Source organism: Tabrizicola sp. M-4, assembly GCF_051132405.1.
Taxonomy (GTDB): Bacteria; Pseudomonadota; Alphaproteobacteria; order Rhodobacterales; family Rhodobacteraceae; genus Paragemmobacter.
Map to the genome: position 1 here is coordinate 2,334,069 of NZ_CP128606.1, position 15,076 is coordinate 2,349,144.

Below are 15,076 nucleotides of genomic sequence, written 5' to 3' on the forward strand. Positions count from 1 at the left end.
CCATGCTGCCGGGTGAGGACGATGCGAGTATCGACGAGGCCGAGCCAGCGGCGGAGGCCGGGAAATCCAAGGCCGAACTGAAGGCCGAGGTCCTGATCCGGCGGCACAAGCGCAACATGCGCAAGGCGCGGGCCGAGGGCTTTCTGGTCGGGGTGGCGGCGATGCTGCGGCCCGGTGATCTGGCCGTCGATCTGGGCGCGAACATGGGCGTGGTGACCGAGGTTCTTGCCCGCAGCGGGGCGGATGTGATTGCCTTCGAGCCGGACCCCTGGGCCTTTTCCAAGCTGACGGAGCGGTTTGCCGACCGTCCGAACGTACGGCTGGTGAATGCCGCCGTGGGGGTGGGCGGCGGCACGGTGCGCCTGATGCGGGCCGCGAATTTCGAGACCAATCCCGAAGGTGCATCGGTGAAGAGCACCATCCTGAGCGGCGGGCGGCAGATCGACGAGGATCAGGGCATCGACGTGCCGCTGGTCGATTTTCCCGCCTTCCTTGCAGCGGAGATGAAGTCTCGGGCTGAGATTGCCTTCGTGAAGATGGATATCGAAGGGGCCGAACTGGACATCCTTGAGGCGATGGATCGGGGCGGACTTTTCGAGAAGGTGCGGGTTCTTGTGGCCGAGACGCATGAACGCAAGTTCCGCGAGTTGCGGCCGCGGTATCGCGCCCTGCGCGAGGGATTCGCCGCGAAATACGACCCCGACCGCGTGAGCCTCGACTGGATCTGAGGCCTATTCAGCGGCCTCGGACCGTTTGGAGAGTTGCGCGATGCGGCGCACCCCCGTCTGGTTTTCCAGCATCGCCTTGGCCCGGCGCGCGAGGCCGTATTCCTTGACGATTTCCCAGTTGCGATAGTGGACGGCGAAGATTTCGCGATCCTGCGGCAGGGCCTCGCCGCGTTTGCGCCCGCCAAGGATGTAGTGCTGCTCCTTGGGCAGGATGTTCCAGTCGAGCCCGGCCTTGCGGATGGCAAGGGGAAGGGTCATCTGGTCAAGATAGGGCCGCTTGGCCGGGATGTCGGGGTTGGCCTCGATCTGGCGGGCGACCTGAAGCCAGACTTCGGGGAAGCGCAGACCTTCGGCATTGCGATGCCTTTCGGGGAAGGCAAAGAGACCGGAACTGAAATAGGGCATCCGGTCCTTGCCCTTGTTCTGGTTCATCAGGCGGATGCGCTCTTCGGGGATGGGCAGGTCGGCGGTGGCGTAGATCGTCGTCCATATCTCTTGCGCGGCCCAGCCCATGGAGGCGGCGGGGGTCAGGCTGACATGGCCATCGCGGATGAGGTTCGCGGGATCGTTCGGCCGCAGGAAGAGGATGTCGCTGTCGAGGAAGCAGGAGAAGTCGCTGTCGCGTTCCTGAAGGGCCGCGATCATCTTGTTGCCATGGGGATAGGGCGGGTCGAACTGCCCTTCTGTCTGCATCGGCCGCACCGCACAGCCCATGCGGCCAAGCAGGGCGATGGAATCGCCGTCGAGTTCGGCCATGCGATGGGCGGGGCAATAGCCGACCATGGCAACGGTGTCGCCGAAGTTTTCCCGGATGGAGGCGGCAAGATAGACCGCCATATTCTGATACTTGGGCGGTTCGACGATGAAGAAGAAGGTGAGGCGGGTCATGCGGCGGCCTCTTCATCGGCGTGGCGTTCGCCCTGACGCAGGGGGCGCATCTCCGCCCCGCGACGACCTGCGAAATCGGAGAGGAGTTCGGCGATCCGGTCCTTACCCGGAAGGTCGGGACGGAAGGATTTGGTCAGATAGCCCTGCGCGGCCAGGGCCTTGAATAGGCGCGGGAAATCAAGTTCGCCGACCGAGCGGAAATCGACGCGCGAGGCATCGCCGGAGACCCAGTCGGTGCGGATGACGTCGATGACGTCGGGAACGATCCCGCAAAAGGCGCGGAACTGGAGTTGGTAATCGGCGACATTGGCCTTGGACCGCCGCAGGATCATGGCGACGCGGGTCTTCGGGGACGCGACATAGGCGGCAAGGTGGAGCGCCGATCCATCCAGTGCGACGATGCGGTCGGCGGCGAGGTAGCGGGCGATCTGCACCTCGACGGGATGTTTTTCGGGGTGGAAGATTTCATAGCCCGCGCGGGCGAGGTTCTCTTCCAGAACGGATTCTCCAAGCACACCGCCCCGGTTCGCGGCGAGGAGCGCGCGGGAGATGTAGAGTTTCCTGCTGCCCTCGGGTTTGACCGCGGCGCGCAGGCGCCGCTGCATGAAGGCGCGGTAGGCGGGGCTGCCTGCGTAGCGTTCTGACCAGCCGAAGCCCAGTTCGGGAACGAAGAGGCGTTCGACGCGCTGGGGCGTGCCGAAGGTGCGGATGGGCATGTCGATGCCCAGAAGGCGGTAGAAACGGTCATGCCCCTCCATCGCCCGTTCGATGGCCCCCACCTCCCCGCGATAGGGAAGGTAGAGGATGCTTTCGGGACGGGCCGGGAGGTGGTCGAGCGCCCAGAGGCGGGCGGTGGATTCCACGAGGAAATGGCCGAAATGGCCCCGGAAATGACCGCCGAAAAGATGAGTGCCGGGAAGGTGGCCGATGGTTTCGGAGGGGCTGAGGGTTGGTGCCGGGATCGGCTTGCGGGCCCGGATCCAGCCCTGCGACAGGTCGCAATAGCTTCCGTCCGCGCGGAGGACGCCGGAGGCGAGCTTGGCGTCGCCCTCGCGTTCAGGGACGAGGATGGCATCGGGAAGGTCGAGGATCAGGCCGGCGAAGGGTGGCGCGGGATTGCCTTCGGTGATGAGGATCCGGGACTCGGCGCGGGGGGGCGGCACATCTGTCTGCGCGGGCGGAGTGGCACGGCTCTGCTGCGCGATGCGGCGGGCCTCGCGGCGGGCGAAGGGGATTTCGGGGTGGAGCTTTTGCAGCGCAGCGAGGGCTCGGTCGACGAGGGCCGCGCGGCCCCGGTCGCGCAGGCGGGCGATGAGGGCCCGCTGCCATGCGGCCTTGCCGCGCCTCGCGCGGAAGGTCCGGTAGAAGGCGGGGATGTCGGGGGTGCCGGAGAGGACGCCTTCGATCAGGTCCTGCAACCCGCCGATCTCCTTTATCATGCGGATGGCGCGGTGGCCTGTCAGGGGCACGGGCAGATGGCGCACGCCGGGGCCTGCGATGCGCAGGGCATGGGCGCGGTCTTCGGTGACATAGGGATCGTAGACCAGCGTGACCTCGGCCCCGCTGCGCCCGGCCTCGGCGGCGTCGAGATGGTCGGGGCTGGACCAGTCCCACTTGCGGGCGGCATAGCGGTAACGGCGGTCGAAGCGGGCAAGGTTGCGGGCAAGCGTGCTTTGCGGGCTGAAGGCAAGAGCGGCGGCCCCCGGTACGAGAGGCAGATAGGCCAGAGCGGCAAAGCCGCCCATGGAGGCGCCGATGAAGACCACGCGGCGGAAACGGGAAAAAAGGCCCGCCTCGCGCAGGGCGGTGATCAGCGCGGCGGTGTCGGGGTTGCGATACCAGTCCTTGCGGGTGGCCATGACGCCAAGGAGTGAGACGCCCGCCTTTTCCACCCTCCAGCGCAGCCATGGTTGGGGCGGGTCGTATTCGCCTATGGATGAGAGATTGTCGAAGGTGACGGCCAGCACGTCCGATCCGGGCCGCGCCTCGAACCATGCCGAGACGAGGCCCGCGTGATGAAGGAAGGCGTCACGATCTGCGATGTCGAAGAGGTCGTCGATGACCGGGGGGACCGTCACGTCGATCTTGCGGGGCGCGGGGCGCGGTTGCCCGGCATCGGTTTCGCTGCCCTCTGTCATCTAGGGTCACCCGGGCCGAAAACGGGGGGAAGCCAGACACTGAAAACCATGAACCACCGCCGATTGCCCAACGCCCTGCCCCGCCCTGATCCACCCTCTTGCCGGGGCGCATGGGGAAAGGATACGGCCTGCGCGGCTCTTGGTCAAACCTCATGGCGGGACAATCGGCGGGCGAGTGGCGCGCGGGAAATTGCCCGGAGGCTGTGCAGCGCCCGGGGAAAGCGAAACATGCCGGCGTCATTCACGAAACTTTCGTTTGCGCGGCCAAAGAATCGTGCCACCAATGGCGCGGAGGGCGGAACAGAGAATTCGGCCCGGCGAACGGTGGCGGCAGGATCCGCACCCGGGAACAACAAGGGGAGCAATTATGAAGAAACACATCTCGATGATCGACCGCCGCACGCTGCTGAAGGGGACCGCCCTTGGCATCGGGGCGCTGGCCGCGCCGGCGATCATCTCGCGCAAGGCGCTTGCCTCTTCGGGCGAGCTGAATTTCACTGGCTGGGCGGGCTATCCGCAATTCACCGAAAAGGCCTTCCCGGCCTTCGAAGCGGCGACGGGGATCAAGGTCAACTTCAAGGAACTGCCTGATCAGGACACGATGTTCGCCGAAGGCAAGGTCGCGCTGGAAGCGGGCGGGATCGACCTGATCGAACCGACGATCGACCGCGTCGGCGCATGGAACGACAACGGCCTGTTGGGCGCCTTCGACGAGTCGAAGCTGGCCATGGCGAACTATCTGCCGGGTCTGGCGGATGGCGCGGCGGGCGAGCGGTCGCGCAAGGATGGCGCGCTGCTTTACGTGCCGTCGGTCTGGGGTACGGAAGCGCTGGTGGTGAGCGAGGCGGATGCCGTGCTGTCCGACCCGCCGTCGCTGGGCGATCTGTTCAATGCCGAGAACCAGGCCGTGGTGCGTCCGCATTCGGCGCTGGCCGCGATGGGCCGCTGGCTGGATGCGCAGGGCAAGCTGCCGCGTCCGTGGATGGACGGCTATAGCGACATGAACGCCATGGTGGAACTGTGGGATATCGCGCTGGCCGAGGCAATCAAGGCCAAGGGCAATGTCGTGCAGTGGTGGTCGGGCGAGAACGAGGCGAATGCAGGCTTTACCGCCAATGGCGCGACCATCGGGCTGTGCTGGGATTCGACCGGGTTCAACCTGCGCAATGACGGCTATCGCTATGTAGCCCCGGTGGAAGGCGCGATTGCATGGCATCAGGGCTTTGTCCTCATGAAGAATGCCACCAACGTCGATCAGGCGCATGAATTCGTGAAATGGATCTCGTCGCCGGAAGGTGCTGCGCTCTGGGCGACCGCCTTCTCCTCCAACCCGGTGGGCAAGGGCGCATCCGAACTGATGGACCCGGAGGTTTCGGCCTATTACAACGGCACCTTCAATGACGAGGCGCTGTCCAAGCTGTGGTGGTGGCCGGATCAATCGGCCGAATTCCTCGCCAAGCGCGCGGAATATGCCGACAAGTACAAGGCGGCCTGATCGCAGCCTGACCGATTGCCGCGCCGGACCTTACTGGTCCGGCGTGTGCATTTTGCGGGCAGCGGCTTCGCGCTCTGGCCTGACCGGAGCGGGAAATCTGGCAATACACATTGCGCGCTTTGCCAAGCCTGTTAGCCTTGCTTCAACAAGAAACGACAACCAGCCACGACAGGGGAACGCGCCGAAATGAGCGCAGGTATAGAACTGGACGATGTTTGCTGCGATTTCGGCAGCTTTCGCGCGGTGGATCATGCGAATGTCTCGATCAAGCCGGGGGAATTCTTTTCCTTCCTTGGCCCGTCGGGCTGTGGGAAGACGACGATCCTGCGGATGGTTTCGGGGTTCATCGAACCGACGAAGGGCGTGATCCGCATCGGCGGCAAGGATATGCGCGGGCAGCGCCCGAACCAGCGACCGACCGCGTTGATCTTCCAGAACCTCGCGCTGTTCCCGCTGATGTCGATCTGGGAGAACATCTCCTTCGGGTTGGAGGTGCGGGGCGTGGACAAGGCCACGCGGCGGGCCAAGGCCGAGGAATTGCTGAAACTGGTGGATCTGCCGGGTGCTGCGGACAAGATGGTGAGCCAGCTTTCGGGCGGGCAGAAGCAGCGTGTCGCCATCGCGCGGGCCTTGGCGGTGGAGCCTCAGGTGATGCTTCTGGACGAGCCGCTGAGCGCGTTGGACCTGAAGCTGCGCCAGCACATGCGGGCGGAGTTGCGGGCCATCCAGAAGCGGACGGGCGTGACCTTCATCTACATCACCCATGATCAGGGCGAGGCGCTTGCCATGTCGGACCGGGTGGGGGTGATGAGCCACGGACGCATCCAGCAGATCGCCGACCCGCGCGAAATCTACAACAATCCGGTGAACGGCTTTGTTGCCTCTTTCGTCGGGGAAAACAATGTGTTCTCTGGTGATCTTGGCACGGTGAGCGAAGGTTTCGCGGGCTTTGCGACGCCGCATGGCACCTTCCGCGCGCGGATCGCGCCGGGCGTTTCGAGCAAGGGGGTGAAGCTGTATGTACGCCCCGAACACACGGTGATCGCCGAGAGCCGTCCGGGCGAGAATGCCATCCACGGGCGGGTGGAGGAGATTTCCTTCGAGGGGAATTTCATCGCCGTCCATGCCGTGACCGACAGCGGGATGAAGATGGTGGCCGAATTGCGCAATGACGGGTCTGCCGCGGTGCCCGAGATCGGGGCGCAGGTCTGGATGGGGTTCGACGCGGCGCGGGCCGCGATCCTGCCCGATGCCGACACGAGGGACTGAGCCATGCAGGACCTGATCCGACGCTATGGCGCGGGATTGACGGGCCTGATCTGCCTGATCGTGGCCTTCTGGCTGGTGATGCTGGTGATCGTGCCGAACATCACGCTGTTCGAGAGTTCCTTCCGCCCCTATCTGCCGGTGACCGAGATCGGCGGGCCGAAGGATGTGTATTCGGTTAACAATTACCTAAAGGTCTTCGACGGGTCGATTGAGCGGTCGCTGTTCGGGATCACCTTCCAGATTCCGGTCCATGTTCTGACCTTTTGGTTGACCATATGGTATTCGGTGATCGTGACGCTGGTCTGTTTCGCGGTGGCCTATCCCATCGCCTATTACATGGCGAAGATCGTGAACCCGCGGTCGTTGCCCACGCTGATGCTGCTGCTGTTCGTGCCGCTGTGGGTTTCGGAGGTGCTGCGGGCCTTTGCGTGGTGGATCATCCTTGCGCTGAAGGGGCCGCTGAATTCGCTGCTCTTGTTCATCGGGGCGATCGACAAGCCGGTGCGCTGGATCACAGATTACGACGCGGTCGTGATCGGGCTGGTCTATACCTATGTGCTCTTCATGCTGTTCCCGCTGTACAATGCGATTTCCTCGCTGGACACGAACCAGATCGAGGCGGCGGAGGATCTGGGCGCGCCGTGGTGGAAGATCCATTGGCGGATCGTGCTGCCCCATGCCAAGCCGGGGGTCGCGTCTGGTGCGGTGATGGTGTTCATGCTGTCTGCCGGTTCGTTGTTGGTGCCTTCGATCCTTGGATCGACGACATCGCAATGGTTCACGCAAACCATTCAACAATGGATGAACGATGCGCTCGACTGGAATACGGCGTCGGCCTATGCCTTCCTGCTCTTGTTCCTGTGCACGGCCTTCGTGAGCCTTGTGATGTGGATTTTCCGCGTGAAACTTTCGGATATCGCGAAGTAAGGGGGGCGGGATGTACAAGTTCAGACAGCGGCTTGCCCATATCTATACCGGGATGTTCCTGATCTATCTGCTGATACCCTTGGTGGTGATGGCGGGGGCCGCGTTCAACGACAGTCGGCTGCCCTCCATCGTGCCGTGGAAGGGCACGACGGGGCGGTGGTTCGTGGAACTGGCCGCGGATGAGCGGATGTGGGTGGCGTTCCGCAACACCATCTTGGTGGCGCTGGCGGTGGCCGTGCTTTCGGTGATCGTGGGGACGGCGGCGGCGATCCTGATCAACTCGATTTCCGGGCGAATCCGGACGGTTATCTATGGGATGATGATTTCCACCATCCTGATTCCGGGGGCGGTGATCGGAATTTCCACGCTGTTGATGTGGAACAAGCTGGGCGTGCCGCCGGGGTTGCACCTGTCGGTGCTGGGGCAGGTTTCCTATATCGCGGCGATGGTGATGCTGCTGGTGCTGGCGCGGTTGCAGAGTTTCGATGCCGCGCTGGAGGAGGCGGCGCTGGACCTTGGGGCGAGCCATGGGCAGGTGATGCGGCGGATCCTGCTGCCGCATCTTTATCCGGCGATCGGGGCCGGGGCGGCGGTGGCGTTTTTCCAGTCGGTGGAGAATTTCAACGTGACGCAGTTCACGAGGGGCGGGGCGGATACGCTTACGGTCTATGTGTTCTCGAAGGTGCGCGCGGGAATTACACCGACGATCAATGCCTTGGCGGTGATCATGATCGGCATCACCATCGTCGCTGCGGTCCTGTACGAGCTGCGGCGGCGGCGGATCGAGCGGCTGTTGGCGCAGGGCGCGGCGGAGTAAGGGCCGCGCGGCAGCGTACCGCAGGCCGTGCCGCAAACAGTACCGCAAACTGTCAGCACGCAGCGGGCGGCGGGTTCATTCCCGCCGCCTTTCCGTTAAGGAACTGCCCGCCCTGCCCACCCGGGACCGGGCGGTTGCTTGCCCGGAGGCGGCAACTGGTATAATCAGTTGTCCTGACGCGATGGCGGGTCGGGAGGGATGAGGGTGCAACGCGGTGTTCTGATCGGCTGCGGGTTCTTTGCGCGCAATCACATGGCGGCATGGGACGAGTTGCCGGGGGTGGAGATCGTGGCGGTCTGCGACCGCGATCCGGCCAAGGCGGAGGCCTATGCGCGCGACTTCGGCATCCCTCGCTGGGGCGTGGAGGCGGCGGAGGTGCTGGCCGAGGTCCGGCCCGATTTCGTGGACATCGCCACAACCGTGGGCTCGCACCGGGCTCTGGTGGAACTGGCGGCGCGGCATGCAAGGCTGGTGATCTGCCAGAAGCCCTTTGCCGAGACGATGGAGGATGCCCGCGCCATGGTCGCGGCCTGCGCGGCATCGGACGCGATGCTGGCGGTGCATGAGAATTTCCGCTGGCAGCGGCCCATCCGCGAGGTGAAGGCCCTGCTGGAGGCGGGGGAGATCGGGGCGCCGCGCTGGTTGCGGCTGTCCTTCCGGCATGGCTATGACATCTATGCCAACCAGCCCTATCTGGCGGAGGTCCGCGATCTGGCGCTGACGGATATCGGGCTGCATCTGTTCGACGTGGTGCGGCACCTGATGGGGGATGTGGAGCGTCTATCCTGCGAGGTGCAGCGCCGCAATCCGCGGGTGGCGGGGTTTGATGCCTTTCAGGCGCTGCTGCGGCACGGGTCGGGGGCGGTGAGTTCGGTCGAGTGTTCGTTCCATTCGGTGATGACGCCCGATCCCTTTCCGCAGAGCCTGCTGGTGGTGGAGGGCGACCTTGGGACCATCGAGGTGACGGAAGGGTTCCGGCTGCGCCTGCATCGCGGGGGTGGCGCGGTGGAGGAGCGGGGGGTGGAACCGCCCTGCCCCGTCTGGGGTGCGCGGCCATGGCATCTGATTCAGGAGTCGGTTCTGGAATTCCAGCGGCAGGCGGTGGCCGCGCTTGAGGGGCGCGGGACGGTGGAGCCGTCGGGGGCGCATAACCTTGGGACGCTGGAGATGGTTCTGGCGGCGATCCGGGCCGCCGACGAGGGTGTGGTGGTGCGGCTTTAGCACCAGCCCTGCGGGGTTTTCCGCCATGTGACCGTGGCGTCGGGGTGGAAGCGGCCATCGGTATCGGCGCGGTGATGGGAGATGGCGGCCCCGGTTTCGGAAAGGTCGATCAGGGTGAAGGCATTGCCGTCGCCCCGGATGCGGCTTGAGAGGCAGGTGCCGGCCTGAACGCCAAGGATGCCGGGAGCCTGACGCAGCGGCGCGACATGGGTGAAGTGGAGGTGGCCCGACAGGACCATCTCGACCCCTGCCCTTTCCAGCGTGGCGATGGTTTCGGCGGCATGGTCCAGCGAGGGCGGTTCGTCGCGCGGGGGTTCGGGCGGATGGTGCAGCGCGACGAGGCGGCGGCGCGGGCCTGCGGCGGCGCAGCGGGTGGCGATGTGGTCAAGCTGCGCGGGCGTCAGGCGGCCATCCTTCCAGACGCGGGGATTTGCGGAGTTCAGCGCGATGAGCAGCAGGCCGTCCGTCTGCCATTCGCCCTGAAGCGGGCGGTCCAGCACGCCCATCCAGTCGCGCCACGGGTTCAGGAGGCGGAGCGGCAGGTTCCAGAGCGGGGCGTCGTGATTGCCGGGGATGACCAGCGTGGGGTATGGCAGGGCGGCAAGGAAGCGGGCGGCGGCGGCGTATTGCGCGGGGCGCGCGCGTTGGGTCAGGTCGCCCGAGACGACGATGATGTCCGGGGCCAGCGTCGCGAGGTGGCGGGCGAGCGCGTCGGGCAGGCCCAGTTGCTCGGTCCCGAAATGGGGATCGGAGAGATGGGCGATGCGGGTCATGCCGAGGTCTTGTCGGCGGCGTCGGGGATGATGATGGAGAGCGCGTCGTCGCGGATGGCGAAGGTCAGGGGCGCGAGCATGCGGCGTTTCTCGCCGTCGAAGGCCACCTTGGGGCGGCGGCGCGGGGTGCGGATGGTGATGCGGCGGGCGGAGAAGAGTTCGACATCCGTGCCGGGGACGAGGCGGCGCAGCGCAAGGTGGAGGGCGAGTTTGATCAGGTGGAAGCGGCTTTCGCGGATGGCCACGAAGACGGCGAAGCGGTCGTCGGAGATGATCTCCTGCGCGGAAAGGCCGAAGCGTTCCAGTTGATAGGCGGAGCGGGCGATGAAGACGAGAGGCGTGCGCAGGCTGCGGGTGCCCGTGTCGGTTTCGATGCTGAGGTGCGGCGCGCGTTGGGCGCGGATGAGGGTGACCAGCACGGTCCAATAGGCCAGCAGGCGGAAGCGGCCATAGCGGGCATAGGCGGCCTCGCGTTCGGCAAGGATGCGGGGGTAGAGGCCGATGGAGACGTTGTTGAGGAAGACCTGACCGTTGACCGTGCCGACCGAGATGCGGTGCGGGTGGCCCGCGAGGATGGCGCGGGCGGCGGCGGCGGGATCTTCGGGAAGGCCGAGGCCACGCGAGACGAAGTTGAAGGTGCCCAAGGGCAGGATGCCGAGCGAGGCCCCGGTTCCCGTCAGGGCATGGGCGATGGCTGTGACGGTGCCGTCGCCTCCGGCGGCGACGAGGGTAGTATAGCCATCGGTGAGGGCCTGTTCGACGGCATGGTCGAAGGATTCGCCTTCCGTCAGGCGTCGGAGGGGAACGTCGGGGCCGAAGACCTGCATCGCGGAGGCCAGCGCGGTGGCGTCACGGCTGGCCCGTCCCGATCCGGGATTGGCGAGGACGCAGATCGTGGCGGGATCGACGGGCATGGATGGTAAGATAGGCGGGATTGCCGGGAGTGGAAGGGCTGTGGCGGGGTGAACCCCGCCCTACACCATGCGGGGATGGGTTGGCGCGCTCCTGTAGGGCGGGGTTGACCCCGCCTCCCGTTGTAGGGCGGGGTTGACCCCGCCCCCCCGATGGTAGGACAGGCATGGAGGCCCTTCCGGGCCTTCACGCCTTCGCCAAGGTCTCGAACAGGCGGGCCACGCCTTCGGCGCCGGGGTCGTTGAAGCCTGCAAGCTTGTCCGCCGTGAGATAGGAGGCGCGGCCTGCCTTGGCCCGCGTCATGCCTGCCGTGGCATCGGCCCCCTTGCGGGCGGCGGTGGCGGCGGCGGGCAGACCCTGCGGGAGGGCGGCAAGTGCCGGGGCGAGCGCGTCGATCATGGTGCGGTGACCCGGGGCGGCCCCGCCCACCTGCATCACCCGGTCGAGCCCGGCCGAAAGCGCGCCGATCCAGTCGCGCCCGGAGGCCGAGGCATCGCCCGCGGCGGCGAAGAAGATCGCCAGAAGCACACCGGAGGAGCCACCCATGGTTTGCGACAGTTCCATGCCAATGGCGCGGTAAAGCTGCGTGGCATCGGCAAGCGGCAGGCGGTCCAGCGCGGATTGCAGGGCGCGGGCCGCCCCGGCGAGGGTGGAGCCTGTGTCGCCATCGCCCGACTTGGCATCCAGCGCGTTGAGGTCCTTCTCGCAGGCGATGAGCGCGGCGCAGCAGCGATCCAGCAGGGCGCGATGGGCGGGATGGGCAGATGGGACGGGCTGGATGGGGGCGAGGCCGTCCGGCAGGGGGCGGACGGGGATGGGCGCAAGGGTGGAAAGGCCGGGCCATGCGGGCGGGGCCACCGGGGCAGCGAGATGGGCGATCTCGGCCTCGGTCACGGGGAGGAGCGAGACGGAGAAGCCGTGCATGTCGAGCGAGGTCATCAGGGGGGCGGGGCCGATGAGCCATTTCACCCTGTTGCCCAGCGGGGAGCGGGCGAGTTCCTCGGCCAGCACGGACATTTCGAGCGGCGTGGTGGAGCCGAGATTGTTCAGGAGGGCGGCGTGGTCCCCTGCCCCGACATGCGGCAGCAGGCGGTCGACCACCATGGCCATGGCGGCGCGGGCGCTGGAGAAATCGACCTGTTCCACCCCGGCCTCGCCATGGATGCCGAGGCCGAGTTCGGCCTTGCCCGTGCCGATGCGGTCTTCCTTGGGCGATCCGGGCACGGTGCAGGTATCCAGCGACATGCCGATGGAGATGGCGCCCGCGATGATGCGACGGGCGGCGGCGGTGATGGTGTCGAGATCGGCCCCGGCCTCGGCCATGGCGCCGGCGATCTTGTGGACGAAGAGGGTTCCGGCGACGCCCCGCGCCTGCGGCAGGTCGGGGAGGGCCACGTCGTCATCGACGATGACCATGGAGACCTTGAGCCCGAAGGCGCGGGCGCGTTCGGCGGCGAGGCCGAAGTTCAGCCGGTCGCCGGTGTAGTTCTTGACGATCAACAGGCAGCCCGCCTTGCCGGTGACGGCCAATATCCCGGCGAGGACGGCATCGACGGAAGGCGAGGCGAAGACGTCGCCGCAGACGGCCGCCGTCAGCATCCCCTGCCCCACGAAGCCCGCATGCGAGGGTTCATGCCCCGACCCGCCGCCTGAGACGAGGGCGACCTTGGACCTGTCCCAGTCGGTGCGGATGGCGACCTTGATATGGGGATAGCCGTCAAGCCGCGCCAGCCGCCCGTTCGAGGCGCGGATGAGGCCGTCGAGCGCCTCGGTGACCAGCGTTTCCTTGCTGTTCATGAACTGCTTCATCGCGGGCTCCTTCCATCAGATGCGGTTGCCGCTGGCGTCGAACCAGAGCGGGGTTTCGGGGCGGATGGCGACGCTGTCGCCGGGGGCGAGCGGGGTGTGGGGATCGGCGAGGGTGACGATCTCGTGCCCCGCCATGGTCAGGTGAAGGCGGGTCTGGTCGCCCAGATGTTCCACGCGGCGGACGGTGGCGGGCTGGCCTTCGCCAAGGATCACATGTTCGGGGCGCAGGCCAATCTGGGCCGCGCCAGGCTTGGGTGTGGGGAAGGCATCGACGGGCAGGAGGTTGATGCGGGGCTGGCCAAGGCGGCTGGCGACATAGGTGCTGACCGGGTTTTCGTAGATCTCGCGCGGGGTGCCGAATTGGACGAGCTTCCCCTGATCCAGAACGCCCACGTGGGAGGCCATGGTCATGGCCTCGATCTGGTCATGGGTGACATAGAGGAAGGTCGCGCCCAGTTCGGCATGGATGCGTTTCAGTTCCACGCGCAGGTCGGCGCGCAGCTTGGCATCGAGCGAGGAGAGCGGTTCGTCCATAAGGTAGATGCGCGGATTGCGCACGAGGGCGCGGCCGATGGAGACGCGCTGCATCTCGCCTCCCGAAAGCTGGGTGGCCTTGTTGTCGAGCTTGTGGGAGATGCGCAGCACCTCGGCCACCTCGCCCACTTTGCGGGCGATGTCGGGTTCGGCCCAGTTCAGAACGGGGGAACGCAGGGGGAAGGCGAGGTTGTCGCGCACCGTGAGGTGGGGGTAGAGCGAATATTGCTGGAAGACCATCGCCACGTCGCGTTGGGCGGGCGTGTCGGCAAGGACGGAGCGGCCGGCGATGCGCATGTCGCCCGCATCGGGGCGGTCGAGGCCCGCGATGAGGCGGAGCGTCGTGGTCTTGCCCGCGCCGGTGGGGCCGAGCAGGACGACGAAGGCGCCGTCGGGAATGGTCATGGTCATGTCGGTCAGGGCGCGGGTGGCGCCGAAGGATTTCGACAGGCCGGACAGGATGACCTCAGCCATGATGCACCCCCGCATTGGCGGCCGTGCGGAAGGCGCGGCCCGTGCTGGCGTCGAAGAGCGACAGACTGCGCGCGGTGAAGGAGAGCCCGGTGGTTTCCCCGATCCGGGCCGTGTGGCCGGACGGGATGCGCGCCTTGACCGGGCCATGGGCGGTGGAGAGCGTCACGATCTGGGTGGTGCCGAGGTACTCGGCGGCCTCGACGCGCGCCCGGTACAGGGCGGCGTCGGAGAGGGTGACATGTTCGGGGCGGACGCCAAGGACGAGGGGGCGCGGGCTGGCCTCGGCCTGCAATTCGGGCGTTTCGATGCGCGTGTCTCCGAGGGTGACGGCGCTGTCGCCGGGGCGGAAGGCCCCTTCGAAGCGGAGAAAGTTCATGGCGGGGCTGCCGATGAAATCGGCCACGAAGAGCGTGGCGGGGTGGTCGTAGATCTGCTGGGGCGTCCCGAACTGTTCCACCACGCCGTGGTTCATCACGACGATCTTGTCGCCCATCTGCATCGCTTCGAGCTGGTCATGGGTGACATAGACGGTGGTGGCCCCCATCCTGTCATGCAAGGCGCGGAGTTCCTCGGCCATGAGTTCGCGGAATTCGGCATCCAGCGCGCCCAGGGGTTCATCCATCATGAAGGCCTTGGGGCGGCGGACGATGGCGCGACCGAGGGCCACGCGCTGGCGGTCGCCGCCGGAAAGGCCGCCGACGCCCTTGTCGAGAAGCGTCTCGATGCGGAGGATGCGGGCGACCTCTTCCACGCGGCGGCGGACCTCGTCCCTTGCGACGCCCTGGCTGACGAGGGGATAGGCGATGTTCTTCCGCACGGTCATATGCGGGTAGAGGGCGAACATCTGGAAGACCATGGCGATGTCGCGCTGCGAGGCAGGGCGCTGGCTGACATCCTCGCCGTCGATCAGGGTCTGGCCGGAGGTGGGCAGTTCGAGCCCCGCGATCATGCGCAGCGTGGTGGTCTTGCCGCAGCCGGAGGGGCCGAGCAGCATGAAGAATTCGCCATCGGCGATGGTGAAGGAGGAGGATTGGACGGCGGTGAAGCTGCCGAATTCCTTGCGGAGGTTGCGGATGACGATCTCAGCCATG

Annotated in this window: 13 protein-coding genes; 6 read left to right on the forward strand and 7 right to left on the reverse strand. The window is 66.4% G+C overall.

The annotated features are described in order from the left end of the window. Positions 1-2: 2 nt before the first annotated feature. On the forward strand, positions 3-728 hold the full coding sequence (locus TabM4_RS11455) for an FkbM family methyltransferase (protein WP_434612405.1): 726 nt from the start codon (positions 3-5) through the stop codon (positions 726-728). Between the two features lie 3 nt (positions 729-731). Here the strand turns inward: TabM4_RS11455 and TabM4_RS11460 are convergent, their stop codons facing one another. Together TabM4_RS11460 and TabM4_RS11465 are read right to left on the reverse strand one after the other, a co-directional pair. Beyond that, a complete protein-coding gene (locus TabM4_RS11460; RefSeq protein WP_434612407.1) occupies positions 732-1,616 on the reverse strand; it encodes a hypothetical protein in 885 nt (294 codons plus the stop codon). After that, positions 1,613-3,754: a glycosyltransferase 61 family protein gene (locus TabM4_RS11465; protein ID WP_434612409.1), complete on the reverse strand. Its 2,142-nt coding sequence runs from the start codon at positions 3,752-3,754 to the stop codon at positions 1,613-1,615. The genes TabM4_RS11460 and TabM4_RS11465 overlap by 4 nt, the downstream gene beginning before the upstream one ends. Positions 3,755-4,121: 367 nt before the next feature. On the opposite strand from TabM4_RS11465, the gene TabM4_RS11470 reads away from it, so the two are divergent. From TabM4_RS11470 to TabM4_RS11490, 5 genes are all read left to right on the forward strand, one after another. Continuing rightward, positions 4,122-5,249 (forward strand): extracellular solute-binding protein, encoded by a 1,128-nt coding sequence (locus tag TabM4_RS11470; RefSeq protein WP_434612411.1) that lies wholly within the window; start codon positions 4,122-4,124, stop codon positions 5,247-5,249. 186 nt (positions 5,250-5,435) lie between these two features. Beyond that, positions 5,436-6,518, forward strand: a complete 1,083-nt coding sequence (locus TabM4_RS11475; RefSeq protein WP_434612413.1) for an ABC transporter ATP-binding protein — start codon at positions 5,436-5,438, stop codon at positions 6,516-6,518. 3 nt (positions 6,519-6,521) lie between these two features. Next, positions 6,522-7,445, forward strand: a complete 924-nt coding sequence (locus tag TabM4_RS11480) for an ABC transporter permease (RefSeq protein ID WP_434612414.1) — start codon at positions 6,522-6,524, stop codon at positions 7,443-7,445. A 10-nt stretch (positions 7,446-7,455) separates the two neighbouring features. Next, the gene (locus TabM4_RS11485) at positions 7,456-8,262 is read left to right on the forward strand and encodes an ABC transporter permease (protein WP_434612416.1); all 807 of its coding nucleotides are present in this window, start codon (positions 7,456-7,458) and stop codon (positions 8,260-8,262) included. 198 nt (positions 8,263-8,460) lie between these two features. Then, on the forward strand, positions 8,461-9,483 hold the full coding sequence (locus tag TabM4_RS11490; RefSeq protein ID WP_434612418.1) for a Gfo/Idh/MocA family protein: 1,023 nt from the start codon (positions 8,461-8,463) through the stop codon (positions 9,481-9,483). On the opposite strand, the gene TabM4_RS11495 is transcribed toward TabM4_RS11490, so the two are convergent. From TabM4_RS11495 to TabM4_RS11515, 5 genes are all read right to left on the reverse strand, one after another. Continuing rightward, positions 9,480-10,256 (reverse strand): metallophosphoesterase family protein, encoded by a 777-nt coding sequence (locus tag TabM4_RS11495; protein WP_434612420.1) that lies wholly within the window; start codon positions 10,254-10,256, stop codon positions 9,480-9,482. The genes TabM4_RS11490 and TabM4_RS11495 overlap by 4 nt on opposite strands. Continuing rightward, positions 10,253-11,170 carry a diacylglycerol/lipid kinase family protein gene (locus TabM4_RS11500; RefSeq protein WP_434612421.1) on the reverse strand — a complete coding sequence of 306 codons (918 nt, stop codon included), beginning with the start codon at positions 11,168-11,170 and terminating at the stop codon, positions 10,253-10,255. Before TabM4_RS11500 ends, TabM4_RS11495 begins: the two co-directional genes overlap by 4 nt. A gap of 184 nt (positions 11,171-11,354) precedes the next feature. Beyond that, complete coding sequence (locus TabM4_RS11505) at positions 11,355-12,977, reverse strand: dihydroxyacetone kinase subunit DhaK (RefSeq protein ID WP_434612423.1); 1,623 nt, start codon at positions 12,975-12,977, stop codon at positions 11,355-11,357. A 15-nt stretch (positions 12,978-12,992) separates the two neighbouring features. Further along, on the reverse strand, positions 12,993-13,985 hold the full coding sequence (locus TabM4_RS11510; RefSeq protein WP_434612425.1) for an ABC transporter ATP-binding protein: 993 nt from the start codon (positions 13,983-13,985) through the stop codon (positions 12,993-12,995). Continuing rightward, on the reverse strand, positions 13,978-15,075 hold the full coding sequence (locus TabM4_RS11515) for an ABC transporter ATP-binding protein (protein ID WP_434612427.1): 1,098 nt from the start codon (positions 15,073-15,075) through the stop codon (positions 13,978-13,980). Before TabM4_RS11515 ends, TabM4_RS11510 begins: the two co-directional genes overlap by 8 nt. Position 15,076: the final 1 nt, after the last annotated feature.

Excerpts from the sequence above, each read along its gene's own strand:
- TabM4_RS11455 (WP_434612405.1), top strand. The coding sequence starts at position 3 with ATGCTGCCGGGTGAGGACGATGCGAGTATCGACGAGGCCGAGCCAGCG.
- TabM4_RS11460 (WP_434612407.1), bottom strand. The coding sequence starts at position 1,616 with ATGACCCGCCTCACCTTCTTCTTCATCGTCGAACCGCCCAAGTATCAG.
- TabM4_RS11465 (WP_434612409.1), bottom strand. The coding sequence starts at position 3,754 with ATGACAGAGGGCAGCGAAACCGATGCCGGGCAACCGCGCCCCGCGCCC.
- TabM4_RS11470 (WP_434612411.1), top strand. The coding sequence starts at position 4,122 with ATGAAGAAACACATCTCGATGATCGACCGCCGCACGCTGCTGAAGGGG.
- TabM4_RS11475 (WP_434612413.1), top strand. The coding sequence starts at position 5,436 with ATGAGCGCAGGTATAGAACTGGACGATGTTTGCTGCGATTTCGGCAGC.
- TabM4_RS11480 (WP_434612414.1), top strand. The coding sequence starts at position 6,522 with ATGCAGGACCTGATCCGACGCTATGGCGCGGGATTGACGGGCCTGATC.
- TabM4_RS11485 (WP_434612416.1), top strand. The coding sequence starts at position 7,456 with ATGTACAAGTTCAGACAGCGGCTTGCCCATATCTATACCGGGATGTTC.
- TabM4_RS11490 (WP_434612418.1), top strand. The coding sequence starts at position 8,461 with ATGAGGGTGCAACGCGGTGTTCTGATCGGCTGCGGGTTCTTTGCGCGC.
- TabM4_RS11495 (WP_434612420.1), bottom strand. The coding sequence starts at position 10,256 with ATGACCCGCATCGCCCATCTCTCCGATCCCCATTTCGGGACCGAGCAA.
- TabM4_RS11500 (WP_434612421.1), bottom strand. The coding sequence starts at position 11,170 with ATGCCCGTCGATCCCGCCACGATCTGCGTCCTCGCCAATCCCGGATCG.
- TabM4_RS11505 (WP_434612423.1), bottom strand. The coding sequence starts at position 12,977 with ATGAAGCAGTTCATGAACAGCAAGGAAACGCTGGTCACCGAGGCGCTC.
- TabM4_RS11510 (WP_434612425.1), bottom strand. The coding sequence starts at position 13,985 with ATGGCTGAGGTCATCCTGTCCGGCCTGTCGAAATCCTTCGGCGCCACC.
- TabM4_RS11515 (WP_434612427.1), bottom strand. The coding sequence starts at position 15,075 with ATGGCTGAGATCGTCATCCGCAACCTCCGCAAGGAATTCGGCAGCTTC.